This window comes from Streptomyces pinistramenti (assembly GCF_020564935.1).
In the GTDB taxonomy this organism is placed as follows: domain Bacteria; phylum Actinomycetota; class Actinomycetes; order Streptomycetales; family Streptomycetaceae; genus Streptomyces; species Streptomyces pinistramenti.
The window spans coordinates 49007-69867 of sequence record NZ_JAJCXB010000005.1; the positions used below are offsets into that span (position 1 = coordinate 49007).

Below are 20861 nucleotides of genomic sequence, written 5' to 3' on the forward strand. Positions count from 1 at the left end.
ATGCCATGGATGGCGGGAAGTCAACGCTCACGGAGTCGGCGTCCGCGGAGCCGCCAGGTGCCACCCCACCCGCTTGGGCGAGCGCGGCCGCCGGCGACCGGAGCGCCCCGGGCGCCCGTCCGGAAGCCCCTGCCACCGCCCCGGCACCGCAGCGCGTCAGGACCGCGGAGACGGACGATGCGCACCGCGGACGTCACGCCGTGCCATACATCGGTACATTTGCCTTGATCTGGCTTCCAACTGATCCTCCCCATGGCCGGGCGGGCCCCGCCCGGCGGGTGCGAGCGGCGGATTCCGGCAGGTGACGGATACCGAATGCGCAAGAACGGGCACCGGGCCACAGGCCCAGGTGCGCAGCGACCCTTCCGCTTCCCGTTGAGCGTGCGCAGCCTGGCGGGCCGGCTGATGCTGGTGCAGCTCGTCCTGGTGGTCGTGCTCGTCACCGTCGCCGCCCTGGCACTGGTGCTCCAGTCCCACAGCGACATCTCCCGGGAGGCGCAGCAGCGGTCGCGGTCGGTGGCCACGACGTTCGCGCAGGCACCCGGGATGGTGCAGGCGCTGGACGGGCCCCACCCCACCGCGGTCCTCCAGCCGCGCGCGGAACGGGTGCGCAGGGAAGCCGACGTCGACTTCGTCGTGGTGCTCACGCCACAGGGGATCCGGTACACCCACCCCGACCCGCAGCTCATCGGCGAGCGCGTGGTCGGCGGGTACAAGGAAGCCCTCCACGGGACCGTCACCAGGACGCTGCGGGCGAGCACCGGCGTGACGGTCACCTCGATCACGCCGGTCATCCGCGGCAACGGCTCGGTCGCCGGTCTCGTCTCCGTCGGGATCACGATCAAGCGGGTACAGAGCACCACGGCGGCGCAGCTCCCCGTGGTGCTGGGCGGCGCGGGCGTCGTGCTCGCACTGTCCGCCGCCGGCACCGTGCTGGTGGGCCGCAGGCTGCGCCGCCAGACGCACGGCCTGGGCCCCGCCGAGATGACGCGGATGTACGAACACCACGACGCGGTGCTGCACTCCGTCCGCGAAGGTGTCCTGATCATGGACGCCGACCACCGGCTGGTGCTGACCAACGACGAGGCGCGGCGACTGCTGGACCTGGGGCCGGACGCCGAGGGCCGGCTGGTGACGGAACTCGGCCTGGAACCCCAGGTCGTCGAGGTGCTGACGTCCCGGGACGTGGTATCGGACGCGGTGTGCCGGGCCGGCGACCGGCTGCTGGTGCTCAACATGCGGCTCACCGACACTCCCGACGGGCCGCGGGCCGGCGTGGCGACGCTGCGGGACACCACGGAACTGCGCGTGGTCACCGGGCGGGCCGAAGCCGCCCGGGAGCGGCTGCGGCTGCTGCACGACGCCGGCGCCCGCGTCGGCACGACGCTGGACGTGCGCCGGACCTCCCGGGAGATGGCCGAGGTGGCCGTGCCGCGGTTCGCCGACCTCGTCACCGTCGAACTGGCCGACCCTGTGGTGCGGGGCGAAGAACCGGCGGCACCGGACGGCCTGCTGCGCCGCACCGCCGTCAGCGGGCCGCCACCGCGCGGCGACGGGGGAGGCGAGGACCGCGACGACGGGGCCGCGGCGGACGGTTCGCGCGGCGCGATGCTCTTCCCCACCGACGAACTGCTCACCTACGCGATGCCGTCGCCGCAGGCACAGGTCCTGCACAGCGGACAGGCGATGCTCGTACCCGACCTGACCGGCGCCGACGCGTGGCCGGAGGACTTCGGGCAGGCGGACCGGATCCGCGAGCTGGGCCTGCAGTCGCTCATCAGCGTCCCGGTCCGGGCCAGGGGACGGGTGCTGGGAGTGGCCGACTTCTGGCGGACGGCGGGCTCCGCACCGTTCGACGAGGACGATCTCGCGCTGGCCGAAGAACTGGTGGGCCGGGCCGCCGTCAGCATCGACAACGCCCGCAGATACACCCGCGAGCACGCCACCGCCGTCACGCTGCAACGCAGCCTGCTGCCCGGCGCGCTGCCGGAACAGGACGCGGTGGACGCCGCCTACCGCTACCTGCCGGCCCAGGCCGAGGCGGCCGGGGTGGGCGGCGACTGGTTCGACGTCATTCCGCTGCCCGGCGCCCGGGTCGCCCTCGTCGTCGGCGACGTCGTCGGCCACGGCCTGCACGCCGCCGCAACGATGGGCCGACTGCGCACCGCCGTGCACAACTTCTCCGCACTCGACCTGCCGCCCGCCGAACTCCTGGGCTACCTCGACGAACTGGTCACCCGCATCGACGACACCGGCACCGCAGGCACCGCCGAGGTCTCCGGCGCGACCTGCCTGTACGCCGTCTACGACCCCGCGTCCGGACGCTGCACGATGGCCAGCAACGGACACCCGGGCCCCGCGCTGGTACGCCCCGACGGCACGGTGTCCTTCCCCGAGGTACCCGTCTCGCCGCCGCTCGGACTCGGCGGCGAACCGTTCGACACGCTCACGCTGGAACTGCCCGAGGGAAGCCGGCTCGTCCTGTTCACCAACGGGCTGATCGCCGACCGGCAGCGGGACCTCGACACCGGCTTCGACCGGCTGCGCGAGGTCCTGGCCGGGCACCCCGGAGGCACACCCGACGACACCTGCCGGTTCGTGCTCGACTCGATGGTGGCATCGCACCCGGGCGACGACATCGCCCTGCTCGTCGCCGTCACCCGCCGCCTCGACTCCGAGCACATCGCCGAATGGGCGGTGCCCAGCGACCCGGCGGCCGTCGCCCCGGTGCGCGCCGAAGTGGCCGGCCGGCTCGGCGCCTGGGGCCTGGCAGAACTCACCTTCGCCACCGAGCTGATCCTCAGCGAACTGGTGACCAACGCGATCCGCTACGGGACCGGACCCGTCCGCGTCCGGCTGATGCGCGCACGCAGCCTGATCTGCGAGGTGTCGGACGGCAGCCCCACCGCCCCGCACCTGCGCAGAGCCGCGATGACCGACGAGGGCGGTCGCGGCCTCTACCTCGTCTCCCGCTTCGCCGAGCGGTGGGGCACGCGGTACCCGGACGGCGGCAAGGTCGTCTGGACCGAACAGTCCCTGGAGGCCGGTGCGCTGCTGTCGAAGGAGCCTACGGAACAGGATCTGCTGGATCAGTGGGACGACGATCCGGCCTTTTGACGCGTGGCCCAGCGCGGCCGTGTGCGTGGCAGGCGGAGCCGGTGTCAGATGCCGGAGTCGTCCTCGGTGAGGGCGATCTGGATGACCGTGCGGGGGGACTGGCGGCGGACCAGGACGCCGCGGCCCGGGGGCGGGGCGCGGCGCGTTCGCCGCTGATGAGCACGCCTTCCTTGGGGTCGCCGGACAGGACGAGGCCGGCTGCGCCCAGTTCGCGGCCGCGGGTCAGCAGGGGTTCGGTCATGGCGGTGCGGCCGAATCCGGATACCCGGCGTGCGGCGATCAGGTGGAAGCCCAGTTCCCTGGCCTGCGGCAGGTAGTCGACGAGCGGTGCGAGGGGGGAGTTGCGTCCGTTGCCCCCCAGGTCGTGGTCGTCGACCACGACGTACAGTTCGGGGCCCTCCCACCGGCTGCGGTCGCGCAGTTGGGCGGCCGTCACGCTCGGCGGCGGCAGCCGCTCGCGGACGACTCGGGGCTCGTAAAGAATCAACATGGGTTGGCCGATGAGGTCCATGGCGGCGCGCTTGCATTGGGGGAGCACGGTGACCAGGATCCGGTCGGCTGGGGCGAGTTCGGCCTTGGCGCCCGTGCCGGTGGTCAGCAGGCGCTCGTGGCCGCGACGCGTGCGGAGCACTCGCTCACGTTGAACCTCCAGCGCGGGAGCCGGCGTGTCGATGAGCGCGCTGAGCTGTTGGCGGGTCATGCCGGTCAGTTCCGGGTCCTGCGGCGAACGTGGCACGAGCCGATGTGAGGTGTCCGCCGGCGCCTGGTCCGGCGTGCTGTTGATCGGCGTCGCCTCTATGGGCTGCTGGGGGCGGAGGGTGTAGCTCCATGTGTGGTGGCCGTGCCGGCCGGGTCGGTTCTGGCAGCCTGGTCATCAGTACCGGCCGGCGGCCGGTGAGTCGAGCGGGATGGGTAAGGCACAGATGTCCAGCCAGAAGCGGGCCGAGCGATTCATGCCGGCGGAGACGCAGGAGCACGTCCGCACCTTCATGTCCTGGCCGTCGCCGGACTCGGTGTGGGAGGACCTGACCTCCGACGTCCAGGGCGACGTCGCGGGCATCGCCCGAGCTCTGGCCGATTTCGAGCCCGTCGTCATGCTGGCCGCTCGGGAAGAGGTCAAGGCCGCCCGACGGGCCTGCGGTTCAGGGGTCGAGGTGATACCCGTGGCCGTGGACGATCTGTGGATGCGTGACAGCGGCCCGACGTTCGTCGAAGGGCCCAAGGGGCTTGAGGGCATCGACCTGCACTTCAACGGCTGGGGTGGCAAGCAGGAGCACGAGCACGACGCGCGGGTCGCCCGTGCCGTCCTGGAGTACGCCGAGGTTCCTCGTATCGATGCGCCCCTGACGGCAGAGGGAGGCTCGCTGGAGGTCGACGGGCACGGCACCCTCGTGGTCACCGAGAGTTCCCTGGCCAATGCCAATCGCAACCCGGGCCTGAGCCGTGACGAGGTCGAAAGGGCTCTCAAGGACTTGGTCGGTGCCGAGAAGGTGATCTGGCTCAAGGGGCTCAAGGCGCAGGACATCACGGATTACCACGTCGACTCCCTGGCCCGCTTTGCGGAGGACGCCGTCGTCCTGCTCAGCCGCCCTTGGGACGGGGACGGACCGGACATGTGGACCCGTGCCTACGAACAGGCCCGCAGCGTCATGGAAAGGGAGACCGACGCCCGCGACCGCAGCATCGAGATCGTCGACCTTCCTGAGCCCGACCCCATCAGACTCGGCCGCCGCGGCGACGATTTCCTCGGCTCCTACGCCAATTACTACACCGCCAACGACGCCGTCCTCATCCCCCGCTTCGGAGACCGCAGAGCCGACCGCAACGCTGCCGTCGTCATCGGCGACCTCCACCCTGGACGGGAAGTCGTCCAACTGGAGATCCGCACCATCGCGGAAGGCGGTGGCGGTATCCACTGCGCTACCCAACAGCAGCCCAAATCTCGTCGCATGGACAACGGGTAGCCGCTCAGCCCGCCGAGAAAGCAGCGGCACTTCGAGGAGACCCGAACCTGCCTTACGGACTCATATGCCGACCGCACCGGATAACGCTCGCGGCGTATGGCGCGGCCACCGCGCGGCCAAGGCCGCGAAGAAGCCGGTCACCGCGGCCGCCCGCCGGGCCGCCCGGCCGGTGCGGTGGCGGGAGGGCTCCCGCTCAGGCAGCGGCCGCAGCGGCTTCAAGCGCAGGTACGCGCGGTTGGACCAGCACCCTGACGCTGGTCGAGCGCATCACGCCGGCCCCGGCGCAGAGCGACGCCAGGTTGGAGGAGTGGCGGACCTACCTCGCGGGGCGCATCGACCCCGACTGGCGTCCGGACGAGTGGGACACGGCCCTGTGGCTGTTCACCGGCGACGTCGACAACCCCCGTACCGTCGCCTACAGGTGCCGCACCCCCCAGTGCCCGCGGGTGAATGCCGCAGCCAGCGTGAGGCGCAGGAGTGGCGAGAAGGCCCTCGAACGCGGAGCGCTGAGCGCGGAGGAGTTCGACGCCACCTACATCCCCGTTACGGGCAGGCACTCGGCGAGCAGGTCGACGACGTCGTGCCAGGCGCGCTGCGCGTGCCGTGGGTGGTAGCCGACGCCGGGACGCACGGTGTGGTCGACCGACGGGTGGTGGAAGGCGTGCAAGGCGCCGCCGTAGACGGCGAGGCGCCAGTCGACGCCCGCGGCCTGCATCTCGGCGGTGAACGCGTCCCGTTGCGTGGGCGGCATGATCGGGTCTTCCGACCCGACCCCGGCCCACACCGGGCAGCGAATGCGCGCCGCCTCGCCCGGTCGGCCCGTGGTCAGTGCGTTGACTGTCCCGATCGCGCGCAGGGTGACGCCATCGCGCCCGAGTTCCAGCCCGATGGCGCCCCCGGTGCCGTAGCCGACGGCGGCGATCCGGTCGGGGTCGGTCCGCGGTTCGGCGCGCAACACGTCGAGCGCCGCATGGCCGATGCCCCGCATCCGGTCGGGGTCGGCGAGCAGCGGCATGCAACGGGCCAGCATCTCCTCGGGGTCACCCAAATAGCGCCCGCCGTGAAGGTCGAAGGCCAGCGCTACGTATCCCAGCTCGGCGAGAGCATCGGCCCGGCGGCGCTCGACGTCGCTGAGCCCCATGCCCTCTGGTCCGAGCAGCACCGCGGGCCGGCGGCCGACACCGGCCGGGAGCGCGAGGTGCCCGATCATCGTCAGACCGTCGGCCGGGTACTCGACCGTGCGCGTTGTAACCGTCGTCATGAGACTGGACTGTAGTGATCGTCGAGCCCGGTCGGGCCGGTGTTCACCGCTGGCAGAACAGCGCGGGTGTGCCTCTGAAAAGCGGCGATGGCTCACAAGATCCGTCACCAACCCCGTTCCCGCGGGGGCGTCGACGCCCAGCAACATGCCTGACTTCCCTTAACAAGCAACAGGGGCCTGAACTGCATCAAGACTTGACAGCACTAGATAAAGACGGTGCTCCGGGAGTTCTACGACCATCACCTGTCGGTGGGGGACGGCCCGCTGGTCAACCCGGTGCCGTGGCGAAGACTGCCGACGGCGGCCGGGTGAACGCGCACCACAACCCGATGACGACCTTCAAGCCGCACCGTCGGGCACCGCTGCGGCAGCGTCGTCCGCGCCGCACGCCGCGCAATACCCCCGACCGGCTCTTCGACCGGGTTTTCGCCGCGCTGCGGTCCAACCGGGACCGGGCCATGCTGGCGTTCTTCATCTCCACCGGGGCGAGGGCGTCGGAACTGGTCGGCGTCACCAACGAGCGGCTCTCGGCCTCGTCTGTTCGCTCTACCTCGCCGATGACACGGACGGAGGTGATCACCGTGAGAAGTTGGTCGACCTTCTCCACGAAATGGCCGTCGTCCATCAGAGAACTGTCTTCGAGCACCGAGTTGAGCAGCGACTCGTGCAACTGACCGAGGAGATCGACAAGCAGACGAGCGGCCCGCTCAGCTGATTCACCGATCCGAACCTGGATCGATTACCCGGCCAAGGCCGCGTGACGAGCCACTAGCGCGTTGTCGTAGGCATCCCCCTACTGCTAATCGATGAGGCAATTCCATCCAGCGCAGCGGTTTCCGCAATAGCATTCGGGTTGTATTGGACCGGCATCACTTGATGGATCAGCCCGTCACCGACACGGCGTCGGGCGTCATTGCGCCGCCACGGCGCCATCGTCAACGGTTCACGCGCATGTCCACACTGATTTTTGTCTCACCCCCGTGTTTACTTTCCGGCAGATTGTTGCCCCACGTCATGGTCCGCTGACTAGCACGGCTGAAGGGGTTGGACTATCCGTTGTGTGCTTCGAGCTCGGTCGCCAGCGTCTGTTGGGTGGCCGCCCACGACGCCAGGAGCGCTAAATTGTCAGCGGTCGGTGTGCCCGCGGGTGCGGTGTAGACGTTGAGGTGCAGGCCGGGTTCGGCGGGCAGTTCCAGGGACTCGACGTCCAAGTCGAGCTGGCCCACGATCGGATGGCGCACACGCTTGCGGCCGGACCGGTGCAGCCGCACGTCCTGAGATGCCCACCGCTGCCGAAATAGCTCACTGCACGTTGACAGTTCGCCGACCAGGGCGATCAGCTCCTCGTCGTGCGGATTGCGGCCGGCTTCCATGCGTAGCTTCGCGGCCGCGTCACCGGCAATTCGGTCGTAGTCGACAAAGAAATCTCTGGCCGCCTCGGGGTTTAGATAGACGAACCGCGCTGTGTTCGCGGGCCGTCGAGGGTCGGCCAGCACGGGTGAATACAGCGCACGAGCGAGTTGATTCATGGCGAGCACGTCATAACAGCTGTTACCGATCCAGGCCGGCGCATCGGAGATCGCGTCGAGCACCTGCTGCAGCGTCGAGCGCACCGTCACGGCAGGCCTACGCCGGCGTGGGCCGCTGGGCGCCCTGGATCGGCGCGCGAGGTGGAACAGGTGGTCGCGCTCGGCCTCGTCGAGTTGCAAGGCAGAGGCCAACGCGTCGAGCACGCCGTCGGAGGCACCGGCGAGGCTGCCGCGCTCCATGCGCACGTAGTAGTCGACCGATACCCCCGCCAGTAACGCTACCTCCTCGCGGCGCAGACCTTTGACCCGACGGTTGCCGCCGTAAGCGGGCAGGCCCGCCTGCTCGGGTGCGATGCGGGCGCGACGCGAGCTGAGAAACTCCCGGATCTCGGTGCGTAGATCCATCGTGGCCATCCCCTCACCGTAAGCCCGTCCCGCAGTTTAAGGGGTACCCGATGCGGTCGTCGCGATGCCGCCGTCTACCGGGATGATGGTGCCCGTGAGGTAGGACCCAGCCCGGCTAGCGAGAAACACGGCGATACCCGCCATGTCGTCGTCGCGGCCGAGCCGGCGCAGAGGGGCCGCCGCCGCGATCGTGTCGCCGATGGCATCGAGCGTGGACGCCATCATCTGCGACGGGAACACTCCCGGTGCTACCGCGTTCACCGTGACGTGCTGTGGGCCCAGCTCTCTGGCAAGCACTCTGGTGAGTTGATGGAGTGCCGCTTTGCTGCTGGCGTACGAGTAGTTGGGCGACTGGGCGACGTGGATGGCGGCGATACTGCCGATGTTGATGATCCGCGCGGGATCATCGGCGGTGCCCGCCCTGCGAAGTGCGGGGAGCAGCGCCTGCACCAGCCAGAACGGCGACTTGAGGTTGAGGTCGATCACTGCGTCCCAGGCCTCGTCCGGGAACGTCGCCAGCGGCTCGCGCCACATCGCTCCCGCGTTGTTGACAAGGATGTCCAGGCGTTCCGAGTCGACCGTGACGAGATCAGCGAGGCGCTGACACTCGTCGTGCCTGGACAGGTCGGCGGGGATTGCTTGAACGTCGCCGAATTCGGACAGCAGATGCTGTGCCTCCGCGCATGTGTCTGCGTTGCGTGAGCTGATGACGACGCGGGCGCCCGCCTGGAGAAGGCCGCGCGCTATCATCATCCCAATGCCCTTGGTGCCGCCAGTGACAAGAGCGTACTTCCCACTCAGATCGAAAAGTTCTGTGTGAGTGGTGAATTGGTTGTCCGCCATTGGTCTCCGTCCCTTCTGTCGTGGAAGAATGCGCCGACACGGTCGCGAATTCGGGGCAGCTGAATTGAACTGATGGGGGTAAAGCTGCAGTGCGTACCCATGGAGTGTTGTCGGCGCTTTCGACTCAACCAGGTTGACAGGCGTTTTGGACGTCTGGGAGACCCTGGTGATACAGGTACTGTGAGAGCCCCCCTTGCCTGGTGCGCTGACTCACCTCAGTGATCGGAGCCGACTGCGGGTCGAGCAAGCCGCTTGCCGACCCGATTGCGCGTAGGCCGATGTACAGGGCGAGACCGCCGTCCGCCGCCGCCCGGGTTCCCGACGGCACAGCCGGGTTCGGTCCGGTGCCGGCCGGCTCTCCGCCCCAGACTTTGCGGTACGTCGCCAGGTCGGATTCCAACCGCGTGCCACGACCGTGCAGTGCGTGTCCGGGAACGGTGAACTCGTCCTCGCGCGACCCGACGCCGATACCGAGCGTGAGACGGCCGCCGGCGATCCCGTCGATGCCCGCGATTTCCTTGGCCAGCAGGGCACCGGGCCATGTCGGGGCCAACAGCTCTCTCAGCTGGTGCAGTTGGTCCTCGCCGCGACGCAGGGCGGCGGCCCCTGAGGCGTACTCCTCAAGGACGGTGCGCAGTTCGAGAACGTTGTCCCGCTGCGCGGAACGCGCTCGCCGCACAGGTCGGGCAGGGTGCTGTCGCGGGACGATGCGGCGCGCGTCCTGCGCGGCCTCGCGCCGGGAGCCGGTACGGAAGATGAAGCGGCCGAAGTCGCTGGCCGGCGCGGGCGGCTTCGACGTTCCCCCGGTGCGGTTGTTCCGAGGGCGACCTCGGAAAATCTCCCTCCGTCGTGCAGACGAACGGAGCGGATCCGCATGTCCGTTCACAGATCCGGATGCTCCGTCGCCACGTGGTAGTACCCCGAGTGGAACACCAGAGGAGTGCCGCCGTCGGCCTCGTACTCTTCGACCTCGCCGAGGAAGATGATGTGGTCGCCGGCGTCGAGGCGTTGGACGGTGCGGCATTGGAACCGGGCGACCGCGCCGTCCAGCAGGGGGGTGCCGGCGATGCCGCGGGTGATGGGGGTGCTGCGGAATTTGTCGTCGGCCGGGGTGGCGAACCGGCGGGAGAGGTGGTGCTGGTCGGCGGCCAGTACGTGGACGGCGAAGTGCGAGGCGGCGGTGAAGTCCGGGAGGCTCGGGCTGTTCTTGCCGGGGCACCACAGGACGAGGGGTGGGTCCAAGGAGACGGAGGTGAAGGAGTTCGCGGTCATGCCGACGTTGCGGCCGTCGGGGGCGCGGGCCGTCACCACGGTCACGCCGGTGGCGTACTGGCCCAGCGCGCGGCGCAGTTCGCGGCCATCGAAGCGGGCGGCGTGCTGAGTGCGCTTCTCGGCGAGGAAGCGGTGTGCCTCGGCCTCCTCGAACCACCAGCGGTAGAGGGTGCGCGGGTCGTCGAATCCGGCGGCGAGGGCGCCTGCGACCGAGGGGATTTCGGCCGCCGCTGTCAGGAGCTCGCGGTGGTGGGGGCTCAGGTCGGTCAAAAGGGAGTTGGTCCAGCCGACGGCCCATTGAGCCCAGCCGCGCCAGAAGGTGTCGAAGGTGCGCTGCATCCATTGCGGGGTGAATTCGGCGGTGCCGTGGCGGAGGATGCTGTCGAGGTAGTGGGTCGCGGACTGGGCCGCGGTGTTCGAACCCTGGCCGGTGATCGGGTCGTTGAGGACGACGGCGTCGGCCATGCCGAGAACGTGCCGACCGGAGGCCAGGCGGGCGACGGGGTGCCGGACGGTCGGAGTGAGCCTGCCGCGCAGCACGCCGCCGCTGTCGGTGAGGTGGGCGTGCCGGTAGCGCTCGTATGCGTCGGGGAAGAACCGGTGGAGGATCTCCCGGGAGCGGGTGAGGTGGCCTTCGGGTGTGCGGATGTCGTCCCAGCAGTCCATCGGGCCGCCGGGGACGCCCTCGAAGACCATGATGTCGCAGGGTCCGGTGGTGGTGAGGGCGGGGAAGGAGAAATATTCGCCGACGCCGGGGACCAGGCGGTAGTGGACGGCGGCTTCCTCCTCCTGTGGTGCCGTTCCCGTGACGTACGTCAGAGCCAGCGCACGGCGCGGCCGGTCGTACGGGGAGAGTTCGGAGTTGCGCGGGAAGAGCCGGCTCAGCTCGCCCTTGCCTGTCGAGACCACGACGAGATCGTGCGTACGGGCGTATCATTCGAGGTCGTCGACACCCGCCTCGTGCAGCACGACCTCGCCGCGGCCGCAGTCCGCGAACTGCTCTATCCAGGCGGCACACTTGACCCGCTGGTCGACGGAGTGGGCGTGGCCCTCCAGCGGCGCGCGCCAGGAGACGTCCGGAGTGCCGTGCGGACCGATGAGAGAGAACGCGATGCCGGAGATGTCAGGGGCCCGGTCCTCCCAGTGGTGCAGGCCGAGTTCGCGCTCGCTCTGCAGAGAGGTGTCGAACATGCACTGGCTGGACATGACCGGGCCGCGACGTATCTCGTCGGGGCCGCGGTCGGTGACCAGGGTGACGTCATAGCCGTGCGTCTGGAGTCCCAGGGCGAGTTGGGCACCCGCCTGCCCGGCGCCGATCACCGCGATCCTTCTCATGTCCTGCCGTCCTGCTCTCGTAACGTATTCATCTCTGACGACGTGTCGTCAGTCGTGAGGATCCCTCTCCTGAAGCGTGCTCAGGAACTGACCTCGGCCAGGTAGTTCTTCGCGGCGACGGGGTCCATGAACCAGTGGAAGAAGTCGCGTGGGTCGTCGAATCCGTTGACGAAGCGGGCGGCGACACGGGAGTTGGCGCTTGCCGCGCCGAAGAGCTCCAGGACGTGCTGCGGCGGGGCGCCGAGCATCGCGTTGGTCCAGGCCGTGGCGGACTGCGCGTTGTCCCAGAAGCGCCCGAAGGCCAGCCCCATGAACGCGGCGTCGTACGGGCGCTCGCCGTGGTCCAGGATGGTGGCGAGGTAGGAGGCCGCGCATTTCGAGGCGTTGTTGGACCCCTGGCCGGTGACCGGGTCGTTGAGGACGACGACGTCGGCGAGGCCGAGCACCTGCGCGCCGGAGGGCAGCGTGGCGACGGGTTTGCGGACGGTCGGCGCGAAGCGGCCCGCGAGGGTGCCACTCCGGTCGGTGAGTGCGACATCGGTGCAGCGCTCGGCCTCCCACGGGACGTACAACCGCAGCAGCTCCTGGAACTTCGCCAGCTGCTGGTCGGGGGCCGCCCCGTCGAAGCAGTCGAGCGGGCCACCCGGGATGCCCTCGAAGAACATGATGTCGCAGGGGCCGCTGGTGGTGAGGCTGGGCATGGTGAAGTACTCGCCCACACCAGGGATGACGTTGAAGCTGACGCCGGGGCGGTCGGGCAGCGGCGCCATGCCGGTGACGTACGCCAGGGCCAGCGCGCGCTGCGGAGCGTCGTACGGGGAACGCCTGGCGTCCCGCTCGAACAGCCCGGCGATCTCGCCCTTGCCGGCCGCGACGATCACCAGGTCGGACTCGGCGGCGTAGCGCTCCAGGTCCGCGATGCCGGCCTCGCAGAGTTCCAGATGGCCGCCGCGGCGCGCGAACTCACCCATCCAGAGCGGCATTTTGACGCGCTGGTCGACGGAGCGGGCGGTGGCATCGAGGCGGGCGTCGAAGGAGAGCGCCCGGCCGCCCCGGCCGTCGGCGATGTTCACACCGAGCCCGGCAATCGGCGGGCAGGCATCGCCCCAGAAGTCGAGGCCGAGGCTGCGCTCGTGGGCCAGCGCGGTGCCGAACATGGCCTGGCTGGACATGACCCGGCCGTCGCGGATCTGGTCTCCGGTGCGGTTGGACACGAGGGTGACGTCGTAACCGTGGGCGATCAGGCCGATACCGAGCTGGAGGCCGGCCTGGCCGGCTCCGACGATGGTGATCTTGCGCATGAGGGGGACCTCCGAGGGCCGGGTTGTGCGGTTTTAGGTGGTGCCGTGCAGTGCCGTGCGTTGGTACGGCATTTCGGTGACGTGGCGGCGTCATGAGTGGGGGCGGTGGTGTCGAATGCGGCTGCCCGCCGGAGGGGGCGGCGGGCAGCCGCGGGAGGCCGGGTCACCCGTAGGACCGGGGGACGGGGTCCGGGTCACCCGGCCGGCTGGAGGGGCCTGGCCGACTCGGCGAGCCGGGGCAGCAGAGGCAAGAGCGTCGCGACGTGCGGGGGTACGGCCCCGGCGGGCCTCGCCGCGACGGTCGCGCGTGGCACGCGCAGCGCGCATGCGACGGGCTGTCCGCTGGGCGTGACTTGGCCCGTGACGAGCGCAGTACGGCCCGGCACTCCCTGCATCGTTGATTCCCTGGATTCTTCTCGGGTCCGCGGCGGTCAGGGACCAACCTTGATATGGCAAGATCATCTGCGCTATCCGGATCACGCGGGTCGCTGTCCCGATCGCGCATCTCGGCGGTGGAGGTTCACATGCCCGCTGAAGAGCCACCCCTCGCAAACCACCAGCGGTTCCACACAGCGGACATGTGGGAGGCGCGGGCCGAGGTCGGCCGAGCTTTCTGTCCGCATGAGCTGCGCATCACTCAGCGCTCGGCGACGCTCGACGCCCGGCTGCACGGCACACCCTTCGATCGGACAGGGCTGTATTACCTCGACTACGGAACGGAAGTCCGGATCACTCCGGGCGACTTGGAGAGCTTCTTCCTTGTCCAGATCCCGCTCGCGGGCCACGCCGAAATCACCTGCGGCCGGGAGGAGATCATTTCCTCCCCCGAACTCGCTTCCGTCCCCTCTCCGGCCGGAAAGCTGGACATGCTCTGGGGTGGCGGCAATCCGCAGCTGATCGTGTGGTTCGACCGATCGTCCCTGGAATCGCACCTGGGCAGCCTGCTCGGCCGCACCGTGCGCCGCCCGATCTTCTTCTCGCTCGGCATGAACCTCACCACCCCGGGATCCCGTTCCTGGCTCAACATCGTCGACCTCATGCGCCGGGAGGCGGAGGGGCCTGGTGGCATGACAAGCCGGCCCGTCGTGACAAGACAGCTTGAATCACTCCTCATGACCCAGCTGTTGATGGCCCAGCCCAACACCTACACGCCGGCGCTGCTCGGCGAGCAGCCGCGCGTCGCGCCGCCCGCGGTCCGCCGCGCCATGGAGGTCATCGAGGGGCACGCCGCCGAGCCGCTCACGGTCGCGGAGATCGCGGAATGCGTCGGCGTCGGCGTACGGGCCCTCCAGGAAGGCTTCCGCCGGCACCTCGACACGACACCGCTCGCGTACCTGCGCGAGGTCCGCCTGGACCGCGTACGCAAGGAACTCCTGGCCTCCGACCCGGGTGCCACGACTGTCACCGCCATCGCATCCCGCTGGGGCTTCTTGCACCCAGGCCGCTTCTCACTCGCGTACCGCCAACAGTTCGGGGAGTCCCCCTCGGAGACTTTGCGGTCATGAGGGGACATGCGGTCCTAGGAGCGCGGTGGCCAGGATCCGGTCTGCGTCGGAGAGCTTGTCCTTGGCACCCGCGCCTCGCGTGCGTCGGCGCTCGCCGCCCCGGTGTTCGTGGCGGGTTCGCTCGCGTCGTTGCGCCGGTGCCGGGATCAACGCGTCGACCGGGGCCTCCAGTTGCGGCACGGTCATGCCGGTCAGCTCCGGGTCGCGGAGAGCGCAGGCGTCAACGCCGCCCGGACGGCACGCCGCCCCAGCAGCCCCTCACCCGCTTCCAGCTCGTCCACACCCTTGCGGACCGTGGTCTCGCTGACCTGGGCCGCTCGCGCGACCACCCGAACACCGCCATGTCCCAGGAACCGGGCCTCGGCTCCCACCAGCGCGCGTTTTCGTGATGCACGGGGAGACAGCCGTCGGCCGGGGGCGTGCGCGGCCGACGGCGGGGCCGGATCACCGCTGGGAAGCGGCTCGCGGTGCGGGGCGGTGCGTCGTCACGGAACGTCCCTCGACCTTCAGCAGGTGGGCCAGCAGCGCCGTCACCACGGCGAGTACGGGCAACACCAGCAGCGCGGCGCGGACGCTGCTGTGCGAGGCGAGGAAACCGATGAGGGGCGGGCCTGCCAGGAAGGCGAAGTAGCCGGTCGTGGAGACCGTGGCCACAGCGGTACCGGGCGAGCCGGTGTGGAGGCGGCCGGCCGCGCTGACGACCAGGGGGAGGGACGCCGCGATCCCGAGGCCGATCAGCGTGAAGAAGACCACCGCCACCACCGGTTGTCCCGTCGCGAGCGTGACCACGGAACCCGTCGCGGTCAGCAGGGCACCGCCCCGGACGACCCGGACGGGCCCGAACCGGTGGGCCGCCCGGTCGCCGCCGAGCCGTCCCGCCGTCATGGCCAGGGCGAACGCCACGTACCCCGCGCCCGCCGGGCCGGGCTCCGCGTGCAGCGAATCGGTCAGGTACACGCTGGCCCAGTCGGTCACCACCCCCTCGATGAGCAGCACGCACAGACCCAGGGCGCTGAGCTGTAGCAGCCGGGGCGTGAACCGGGAGAAGAGGGAGGCCGCGAGAGCGGTGGTGGCGGACATGTCCCGGCCGGCATCGGAAGCGGACGAGACCGGGTGCCGGTGGTCGTCCGGCTGCTTGTGCTCGTGCTGGTGCGTGGAGGGGCGCAGCGCCGCCGCCGCCACCCCGGCCGACAGCACGGCGACCACGGCAGTGACGGCGAACTGGGCGCGCGGTGTCACACCTCCCGCCGCGGCGAGCGTGCCGAGAAGCGCACCGGCCAACGCACCTGCGCTGAACAGGCCATGGAAGGAGGAGAGCCGCGTCCGGCCACTGCTGCGCTCCAGGTCCACCGCGTGCGCGTTCATGGCCACGTCCAACGTGCCGACCGCGGCGCCGAGCACGGCCAGGCTCGCCAGGAGTTCGGGCAGTGAGCGAGCCAGCCCCAGCAGTGCGATGGCCGCGGTGTATACGAGAACCGAGGTCCGTGCCACCGCCCGGCTGCCGAAGCGGTTCACCAGCGCCCCGGCCGTGGGCATGGCGGGCACGGAACCCAGTGCGACGCCGAGCAGCGCCAGCCCGAGCTGCCCGTCGGAGAGTTGGAGCTGCTCTTTGACCTGCGGGATGCGGGGCGCCCAACTCGCCAGGACGAGACCGTTGAGGAAGAACACCGTGTAGAGCGAGACGGCGCCACTGCGGCCCCCACGCCCACCGGGGTACGGGCGTCCGCGCCTCGCCTGCCGCGCGCTCACCGCGGACTGGCGCACACGGGGAGTCGTACCTCGGCCCCCTCCGGCACCAGATCCAGTGCCGAGGTCGCCGGGTGGGAGGGAGCGCAGGTGAAGACCTCCGCGTGGCGGACCCCCACCTGCTGCCCCCGGAACGCCGCCTGCTGCTTCGTCAGGTCCACGAAATCGGCTCCTTTGCGTCGTCGTCGTGCGTCGTTCTGACTGAGATGTTCGGCCAGCATGGCCTCCTTGGTCCCCATGGTGTCCGAGATGTCCACCCACACGTCCGGACTTCCCCCGCCCGTCCCCAGCAGGGTGTCCATGTAGAACAGGGGTGCCACGCGGTCGGTGGCCGGATACGAGGAGACGAGCGAGGTCTCGCGGGCCAACAGGCGTGCCGCGGAGGCGAGTTGAGCGACCATGCGATGGTCGGGGTGATAGTCGCCCGGGTGGTGGGCGAAGATGACGTCCGGCCGGCTGCGGCGCACCACGTCCACGGCCTGCCGACGCACCTCGGGGGTGTCGAAGAGGAACCCGTCCGGAGCGCCCGTCCAGAGCAGTTCCGCGCCGAGCACGCCGGCCGCCCGCAGCGCCTCCTTCTCTCGTACCACCGCGGTTTCCTCGGGGGAGAGGGTGCGCGAGCCGAGTTCCCCGTTGGTGAGGACGGCGACGGTGACGTGCGCACCCTGCCGGACGTAATGGGCCAGCGTTCCCGCGCAGAAGAGCTCGACGTCGTCGGGGTGGGCCCCCATGGCCAGTACGCGCACTGTCGCTCCTTCTCCTTCGTTCATCGGGTCTGCTCCGGTCATCGGATCTGCGCGGCGTCGGACAGCACGTTCGCGATGCCCAGCACATTGCTGTCGGTGAGGAAGTGCCGCAGCACCCGCTCGCGTCCGCCCCGGCCCAGCTCATCGGCGTAACGAGGGCTCGCAAGAAGGCGGTTGACCGCCGCGCCGAACCCGGGCAGGTCGCGGGGGCCGGAGAGGAGCAGCCCCGTCGTGCCGTGCTCGATCTGCTGCCGGATGCCGCCCACCGGCGCCGCGACGACGGGCCGGCCCTTCCACGCAGCCTCGGACACGGTCAGGCCGAACCCCTCGGCCAGGCTCTTCTGGACCAGCACGGTCGAACGCCGCTGGATGGCGTTGATGGTGAGCGCGTGCTCGGCGGGGTTGTCCGTCGGTACCTGTACGAGGTGCACCCGCTCCCGTCGGCTCCCCAGTGCCGACCTCGCCGCGCGGCACTCCTCGAAGACCTGCTGCGCCTGCCGGTCGCCCGTGGTGTTCGGCCCGACCAGCAGCAGGTGGGCGCCGAAGGCGGCGTCGACGTGTTCGGCGAAGCCCCGGATCACCCCGGGGATGTCCTTCACCCGGTCCCACCGGCTCACCTGGGTCACCAACGGCGCCCGCGCGGGCACCGGGCCGCCGTCCCTGACGATCAGTACGGGGTGCCGCAGGAGGAGGCCGTTGAAGGCGTGGCTGCCGGGCACCGACGCTGTCGAGTCCTGGATGAGCCCGGCGGCTGCCAGCAGTCGGGACGGGTCGATGCCGGGTTGCAGGGAAAGGTTCTTGGGTGACAGCGGGTCGATCGACGGAGGGACGATGTGGCTGCCCGCCCCGGCGAGCCCGGCGGGCAGGACTCCGGGGTACGAGGCGATGTGCCGGTGGGCGGAAGTGAGATAGCGGGTGAGGAAGTCCCAGGCGGGGGCGGCCAGTTCGGGACGCAGTGCCGCGCCGATGTGCGCCCGCCACACAACGGTGCAGCCGGCCTCGCGCAGATGGGGGACGAGACCTGCCGTCTGGTGGTCGTGGAGGACGACGACGGAATGCCGGCCCACCGATGCGGCGAGCCTGGCCGCGTACTCCTTGCACACCCGCTCGTAGAGCCGGCGGCCACGCTCGGGATCCGCGTCGGGCCCGGTGCCCGGTGCGGGCGATGTCACGCCGCACAGTTGGTAGTACAGCGCCTTGGTGAACTGCCGGAATTCGGGGGGCGCGTCGAGAGTGGTCCAGCGGGTGAGGATGCCTCCGCCCGCCAGGTAGGGAAGGTTGCTCCGCAGGAGTTCGGCGACGCCGCCCCGCACCGGGTTGTCGCTGACGTGCCACACGGTGCGTCCGTCGAGCCGGTCGCTCGCCGCCCGTAACACCGACTGCACCTGGACCACTCGCTCCGCCCCCACGAGGGGCTCGATCCAGGACAGCGGCGCGACCGGCAACGGCACCTCGTGTGCTGCCGCCGCAGTGGAACCGTGGGACGGGCGCGACGGCCGGGAATTCCTCCCGCGTTCTCGAATTGCCCTTTCCTGCGAGGCCGACGCCGCTTGTGCGGAGAGTTTGTGCAAGAGCCTGTTTCCATGCCGCAGTCGTGTCACTCCGTACACCTCCCGAATATGGGAAAAATCGCGAACCGGATTGATCCTTGCACGGGCCCGTGGCGGTGCCACCGGTTCCGGCCACCGGTGCGACACGTTCGTGGAGGCAAAGGGGTGCGCGTGGTTGCACTTCGGGGGCTGAAGCGCGGAACCCCGCAGCACCACCCTCACCGGCTCTTTTCCGGAAAGGGGGAAAGCGCCTAACATCGACGAAGCACCTCTGCACACAGAATTGACCGGGGGGTGGCCTCGAATTAGATTCTCTTTGCGTGCCGGTTTCCCGCCGGATACGCGCCCGTAGCTTCTTCGTCGTACGGACTGTCGTGTTCGAGGCGCCCCCATTGCGAGGGAACGGGTGTAGGAACTGCTTCCCGCGTGCCGACGAACGGGACTGATGCGGCAGGCGGAGCGCCGGGAACCTTGCTGTCTGTTGCGGGGCGGGTTCACGCACGGTGGTCGTCTCGCCGAACGGAATCAGTTCCTCGCGGACGGTCTGGTGCGGTTCGCTTCCCTTGCCTGCGATGAGGACGGCGTCCTGGGGTCCGCTGCCGACAGGGCGAAGGCGATTGCTTCGCGACGGCCGGCGAGCCGCTCGATGGGTGTGCCCGTCACGGCGAGGCCGGGAGTGATCTGGTCCAGGACGGCCCCGGGGCCTCGTTGCGCGGGTGGTCCGAGGTCAGGACGCACAGATCGGAGTGCTCCGGTCAGCGGCACCGCTCGTGCCTTCCTCGGCGGCATCGCCGAAGACCTCGCCGCCGCTCTGCCCGGAACCTGTCAGGCCACGCTGAACGTCCTGCACCATCCCGACACGCAAGACGACCGGACGCGGTGGCTGTGGGACGACGGCGAACTCGCCCAGACCATGCGGACCACCCGCCTCCCGTTCACCGCCCCCTCGCCGACGGGCTGGTCGGGCCTTCTCACCGAACTGGACCTGCCGCTTCGCACCCGGGTCGCGGGCGTGACCGTTCTGCTCCACGCCCCACCACTCAGCCGAGTCGTGCACCCCACCCTCGACGACATCGGCCACAGCGAAGAGGAGTCCTTTCTCCGTCTCGGCAAACCGCCGGCCCCCGTCCCGTCGCCGCTCGCGAGACTGCCGCCGCGCAGGGCAACCGATGCACCCTGACGTCCTGGCCGCACTCATCGACGACATCGGCATTCCCACCATCGCCGGCCGCACGGCCGCGATCCGACAACACGTTCTGGGAATGCCCGCGCCGGTCGTCGTTGAGGGGTCGGCCGGCGGCAGTGAAGGCCCGTTCGTCGACGGGGTCGTCCATATATGCGTTGCCCTTGTCCCAACCGTCGGCGTTCGCAAGGTGGTTGAGGAGACTGTGCACGACGGGTTCGGGCAGGAGCCGGCCGTGACGGATGTCGTCGTGGATCTTTTTCTTGGCCACGACGTGCCGGTCGGCGGCCTCCAGACCTGACGAGCTCGTCAGAGCCACCGCAGCCACCTGCGTTCGGACGCTGCGTGTCCGAACGGGCCGGGACCGAGTGCTGTGCCGGCCTGTCCTCCAAGGAGAGCCAACAGTCGTTTCCCTGAAGGCGGCCGGGCGAGGGGTGGCCGGGACGGCTGTCCGTGCGCGGGCGGCTGCCCCGGCCTCTTCATGCATGGGTGCCGACGTTCGGTGTCAGTCCTTGTGGGAGGCGCGGCGGCGGGAGGCCAGGATCAGGCCGGCGCCTGCGGTGAGGGTGACGGCGGTGCCGCCGATGGCCCAGGGGGTGGCCGAGCCGGCGCCGGTCGCGGCCAGTTGGGCGCCCGGGGAGCTGGCGCTGGGGGTGGCTACGGCGGGCTTGGCGCCGGTGGTGCCGTTGGACTTCATGGCGCCCTTGACGTCCTTGACGACGTCCTGCTTCTGCAACAGGACGGCAGGCGCGATTGCGGCAGCGGCAACGACGGATGAAATACGGGACAGCTTCACGCGTACCCTCACTTTCCCAGAAAAGAAGTAGTAAATATCGCGTAAAGCGTATGGGGGTGCGAAATTCCCCTACCAGCCGCCCCTGCCAGGGGCGGCCCCGATAGGTCCTGGCGAGGCGACACGCTCGATGTACGGGCGGGCGCCGCCTCCGTTCCTCCTGTACACGGCTGCTGCGACAGGACGAAGCCGCCAAGCGAGCGGTCGCCGAACACCGCTTCGGCGATGTCCCTGCGGCCCGGCTCCTCGAACCGCCAACGACCCCCAGCGGCAGGGATGTTGCGCATCGAGCGCGGCATCCTGGGTGCCCT

The 20861-nt window shown here is 70.0% G+C and carries 18 protein-coding genes and 3 pseudogenes; 6 read left to right on the plus strand and 15 right to left on the minus strand.

The features are described from left to right. The first annotated feature begins 315 nt into the window (after nt 1–315). Nucleotides 316–3117 carry a SpoIIE family protein phosphatase gene (locus LIU39_RS05725; RefSeq protein WP_227045308.1) on the plus strand — a complete coding sequence of 934 codons (2802 nt, stop codon included), beginning with the start codon at nt 316–318 and terminating at the stop codon, nt 3115–3117. A 493-nt stretch (nt 3118–3610) separates the two neighbouring features. On the opposite strand, the pseudogene LIU39_RS35745 reads toward LIU39_RS05725, so the two are convergent. After that, nucleotides 3611–3955: pseudogene (locus LIU39_RS35745) on the minus strand (ISAzo13 family transposase); the annotation flags it as partial. Nucleotides 3956–4025: 70 nt separating this feature from the next. Here LIU39_RS35745 and LIU39_RS05735 point away from each other — a divergent pair. Beyond that, nucleotides 4026–5081 carry an agmatine deiminase family protein gene (locus tag LIU39_RS05735; protein WP_227045311.1) on the plus strand — a complete coding sequence of 352 codons (1056 nt, stop codon included), beginning with the start codon at nt 4026–4028 and terminating at the stop codon, nt 5079–5081. Between the two features lie 532 nt (nt 5082–5613). On the opposite strand, the gene LIU39_RS05740 is transcribed toward LIU39_RS05735, so the two are convergent. Beyond that, on the minus strand, nt 5614–6342 hold the full coding sequence (locus LIU39_RS05740) for a dienelactone hydrolase family protein (protein WP_227045314.1): 729 nt from the start codon (nt 6340–6342) through the stop codon (nt 5614–5616). 281 nt (nt 6343–6623) lie between these two features. Here LIU39_RS05740 and LIU39_RS05745 point away from each other — a divergent pair, with 281 nt between their 5' ends. Then, entirely contained in the window at nt 6624–7016 is a 393-nt protein-coding gene (locus tag LIU39_RS05745) for a hypothetical protein (protein ID WP_227045317.1), read from the plus strand. Between the two features lie 375 nt (nt 7017–7391). Here LIU39_RS05745 and LIU39_RS05750 read toward each other — a convergent pair whose 3' ends face one another. The 6 genes and pseudogenes from LIU39_RS05750 to LIU39_RS05775 all read right to left on the minus strand — a co-directional run bounded on the left by LIU39_RS05750 (nt 7392) and on the right by LIU39_RS05775 (nt 13027). After that, on the minus strand, nt 7392–8285 hold the full coding sequence (locus LIU39_RS05750; RefSeq protein WP_372463813.1) for a helix-turn-helix transcriptional regulator: 894 nt from the start codon (nt 8283–8285) through the stop codon (nt 7392–7394). 27 nt (nt 8286–8312) lie between these two features. Beyond that, on the minus strand, nt 8313–9119 hold the full coding sequence (locus tag LIU39_RS05755; RefSeq protein ID WP_227045319.1) for an SDR family oxidoreductase: 807 nt from the start codon (nt 9117–9119) through the stop codon (nt 8313–8315). Between the two features lie 124 nt (nt 9120–9243). Beyond that, nucleotides 9244–10005: an LLM class flavin-dependent oxidoreductase gene (locus tag LIU39_RS05760; protein WP_227045322.1), complete on the minus strand. Its 762-nt coding sequence runs from the start codon at nt 10003–10005 to the stop codon at nt 9244–9246. After that, on the minus strand, nt 10002–10469 hold the full coding sequence (locus tag LIU39_RS35495) for a flavin reductase family protein (protein WP_227045471.1): 468 nt from the start codon (nt 10467–10469) through the stop codon (nt 10002–10004). Before LIU39_RS35495 ends, LIU39_RS05760 begins: the two co-directional genes overlap by 4 nt. A gap of 42 nt (nt 10470–10511) precedes the next feature. Further along, nucleotides 10512–11726, minus strand: a pseudogene (locus LIU39_RS35500) (styrene monooxygenase/indole monooxygenase family protein); the annotation flags it as partial. 80 nt (nt 11727–11806) lie between these two features. Next, nucleotides 11807–13027, minus strand: coding sequence for a styrene monooxygenase/indole monooxygenase family protein (locus LIU39_RS05775; protein ID WP_227045323.1), 1221 nt, complete (start codon nt 13025–13027; stop codon nt 11807–11809). 524 nt (nt 13028–13551) lie between these two features. Here LIU39_RS05775 and LIU39_RS05780 point away from each other — a divergent pair. After that, a complete protein-coding gene (locus LIU39_RS05780; protein ID WP_227045325.1) occupies nt 13552–14532 on the plus strand; it encodes an AraC family transcriptional regulator in 981 nt (326 codons plus the stop codon). On the opposite strand, the gene LIU39_RS05785 is transcribed toward LIU39_RS05780, so the two are convergent. The 6 genes and pseudogenes from LIU39_RS05785 to LIU39_RS05810 all read right to left on the minus strand — a co-directional run. Next, nucleotides 14527–14718, minus strand: a complete 192-nt coding sequence (locus tag LIU39_RS05785) for a hypothetical protein (protein ID WP_227045326.1) — start codon at nt 14716–14718, stop codon at nt 14527–14529. The two genes, LIU39_RS05780 and LIU39_RS05785, sit on opposite strands and share 6 nt — an antisense overlap. Nucleotides 14719–14723: 5 nt before the next feature. Next, nucleotides 14724–14861 (minus strand): hypothetical protein, encoded by a 138-nt coding sequence (locus tag LIU39_RS05790; RefSeq protein ID WP_227045478.1) that lies wholly within the window; start codon nt 14859–14861, stop codon nt 14724–14726. A 115-nt stretch (nt 14862–14976) separates the two neighbouring features. Continuing rightward, nucleotides 14977–16296 carry an MFS transporter gene (locus LIU39_RS05795; RefSeq protein ID WP_227045327.1) on the minus strand — a complete coding sequence of 440 codons (1320 nt, stop codon included), beginning with the start codon at nt 16294–16296 and terminating at the stop codon, nt 14977–14979. Continuing rightward, a complete protein-coding gene (locus LIU39_RS05800) occupies nt 16278–17024 on the minus strand; it encodes a PIG-L deacetylase family protein (RefSeq protein ID WP_227045328.1) in 747 nt (248 codons plus the stop codon). The genes LIU39_RS05795 and LIU39_RS05800 overlap by 19 nt, the downstream gene beginning before the upstream one ends. A gap of 38 nt (nt 17025–17062) precedes the next feature. Beyond that, on the minus strand, nt 17063–18469 hold the full coding sequence (locus tag LIU39_RS05805; RefSeq protein WP_227045330.1) for a glycosyltransferase: 1407 nt from the start codon (nt 18467–18469) through the stop codon (nt 17063–17065). Between the two features lie 598 nt (nt 18470–19067). Then, a pseudogene (locus LIU39_RS05810) lies at nt 19068–19323 on the minus strand (glutamate ligase domain-containing protein); the annotation flags it as partial. Nucleotides 19324–19487: 164 nt separating this feature from the next. Between LIU39_RS05810 and LIU39_RS05815 the strand changes: the two are divergent. Both LIU39_RS05815 and LIU39_RS05820 read left to right on the plus strand, forming a co-directional pair. Next, entirely contained in the window at nt 19488–19754 is a 267-nt protein-coding gene (locus LIU39_RS05815) for a hypothetical protein (protein ID WP_227045333.1), read from the plus strand. Continuing rightward, nucleotides 19744–20058, plus strand: a complete 315-nt coding sequence (locus tag LIU39_RS05820) for a hypothetical protein (protein WP_227045335.1) — start codon at nt 19744–19746, stop codon at nt 20056–20058. Before LIU39_RS05815 ends, LIU39_RS05820 begins: the two co-directional genes overlap by 11 nt. A gap of 204 nt (nt 20059–20262) precedes the next feature. On the opposite strand, the gene LIU39_RS05825 is transcribed toward LIU39_RS05820, so the two are convergent. Continuing rightward, nucleotides 20263–20493: an LAETG motif-containing sortase-dependent surface protein gene (locus LIU39_RS05825; protein ID WP_227045338.1), complete on the minus strand. Its 231-nt coding sequence runs from the start codon at nt 20491–20493 to the stop codon at nt 20263–20265. Nucleotides 20494–20861: the final 368 nt, after the last annotated feature.

What these genes read in the sequence shown, in the direction of transcription:
- LIU39_RS05755 (WP_227045319.1), bottom strand. Translation starts at nt 9,119, where the DNA reads ATGGCGGACAACCAATTCACCACTCACACAGAACTTTTCGATCTGAGT.
- LIU39_RS05735 (WP_227045311.1), top strand. Translation starts at nt 4,026, where the DNA reads ATGGGTAAGGCACAGATGTCCAGCCAGAAGCGGGCCGAGCGATTCATG.
- LIU39_RS05750 (WP_372463813.1), bottom strand. Translation starts at nt 8,285, where the DNA reads ATGGCCACGATGGATCTACGCACCGAGATCCGGGAGTTTCTCAGCTCG.
- LIU39_RS05820 (WP_227045335.1), top strand. Translation starts at nt 19,744, where the DNA reads ATGCACCCTGACGTCCTGGCCGCACTCATCGACGACATCGGCATTCCC.
- LIU39_RS05785 (WP_227045326.1), bottom strand. Translation starts at nt 14,718, where the DNA reads ATGACCGTGCCGCAACTGGAGGCCCCGGTCGACGCGTTGATCCCGGCA.
- LIU39_RS05775 (WP_227045323.1), bottom strand. Translation starts at nt 13,027, where the DNA reads ATGCGCAAGATCACCATCGTCGGAGCCGGCCAGGCCGGCCTCCAGCTC.
- LIU39_RS05815 (WP_227045333.1), top strand. Translation starts at nt 19,488, where the DNA reads ATGCGGACCACCCGCCTCCCGTTCACCGCCCCCTCGCCGACGGGCTGG.
- LIU39_RS05740 (WP_227045314.1), bottom strand. Translation starts at nt 6,342, where the DNA reads ATGACGACGGTTACAACGCGCACGGTCGAGTACCCGGCCGACGGTCTG.
- LIU39_RS05725 (WP_227045308.1), top strand. Translation starts at nt 316, where the DNA reads ATGCGCAAGAACGGGCACCGGGCCACAGGCCCAGGTGCGCAGCGACCC.
- LIU39_RS05780 (WP_227045325.1), top strand. Translation starts at nt 13,552, where the DNA reads ATGCCCGCTGAAGAGCCACCCCTCGCAAACCACCAGCGGTTCCACACA.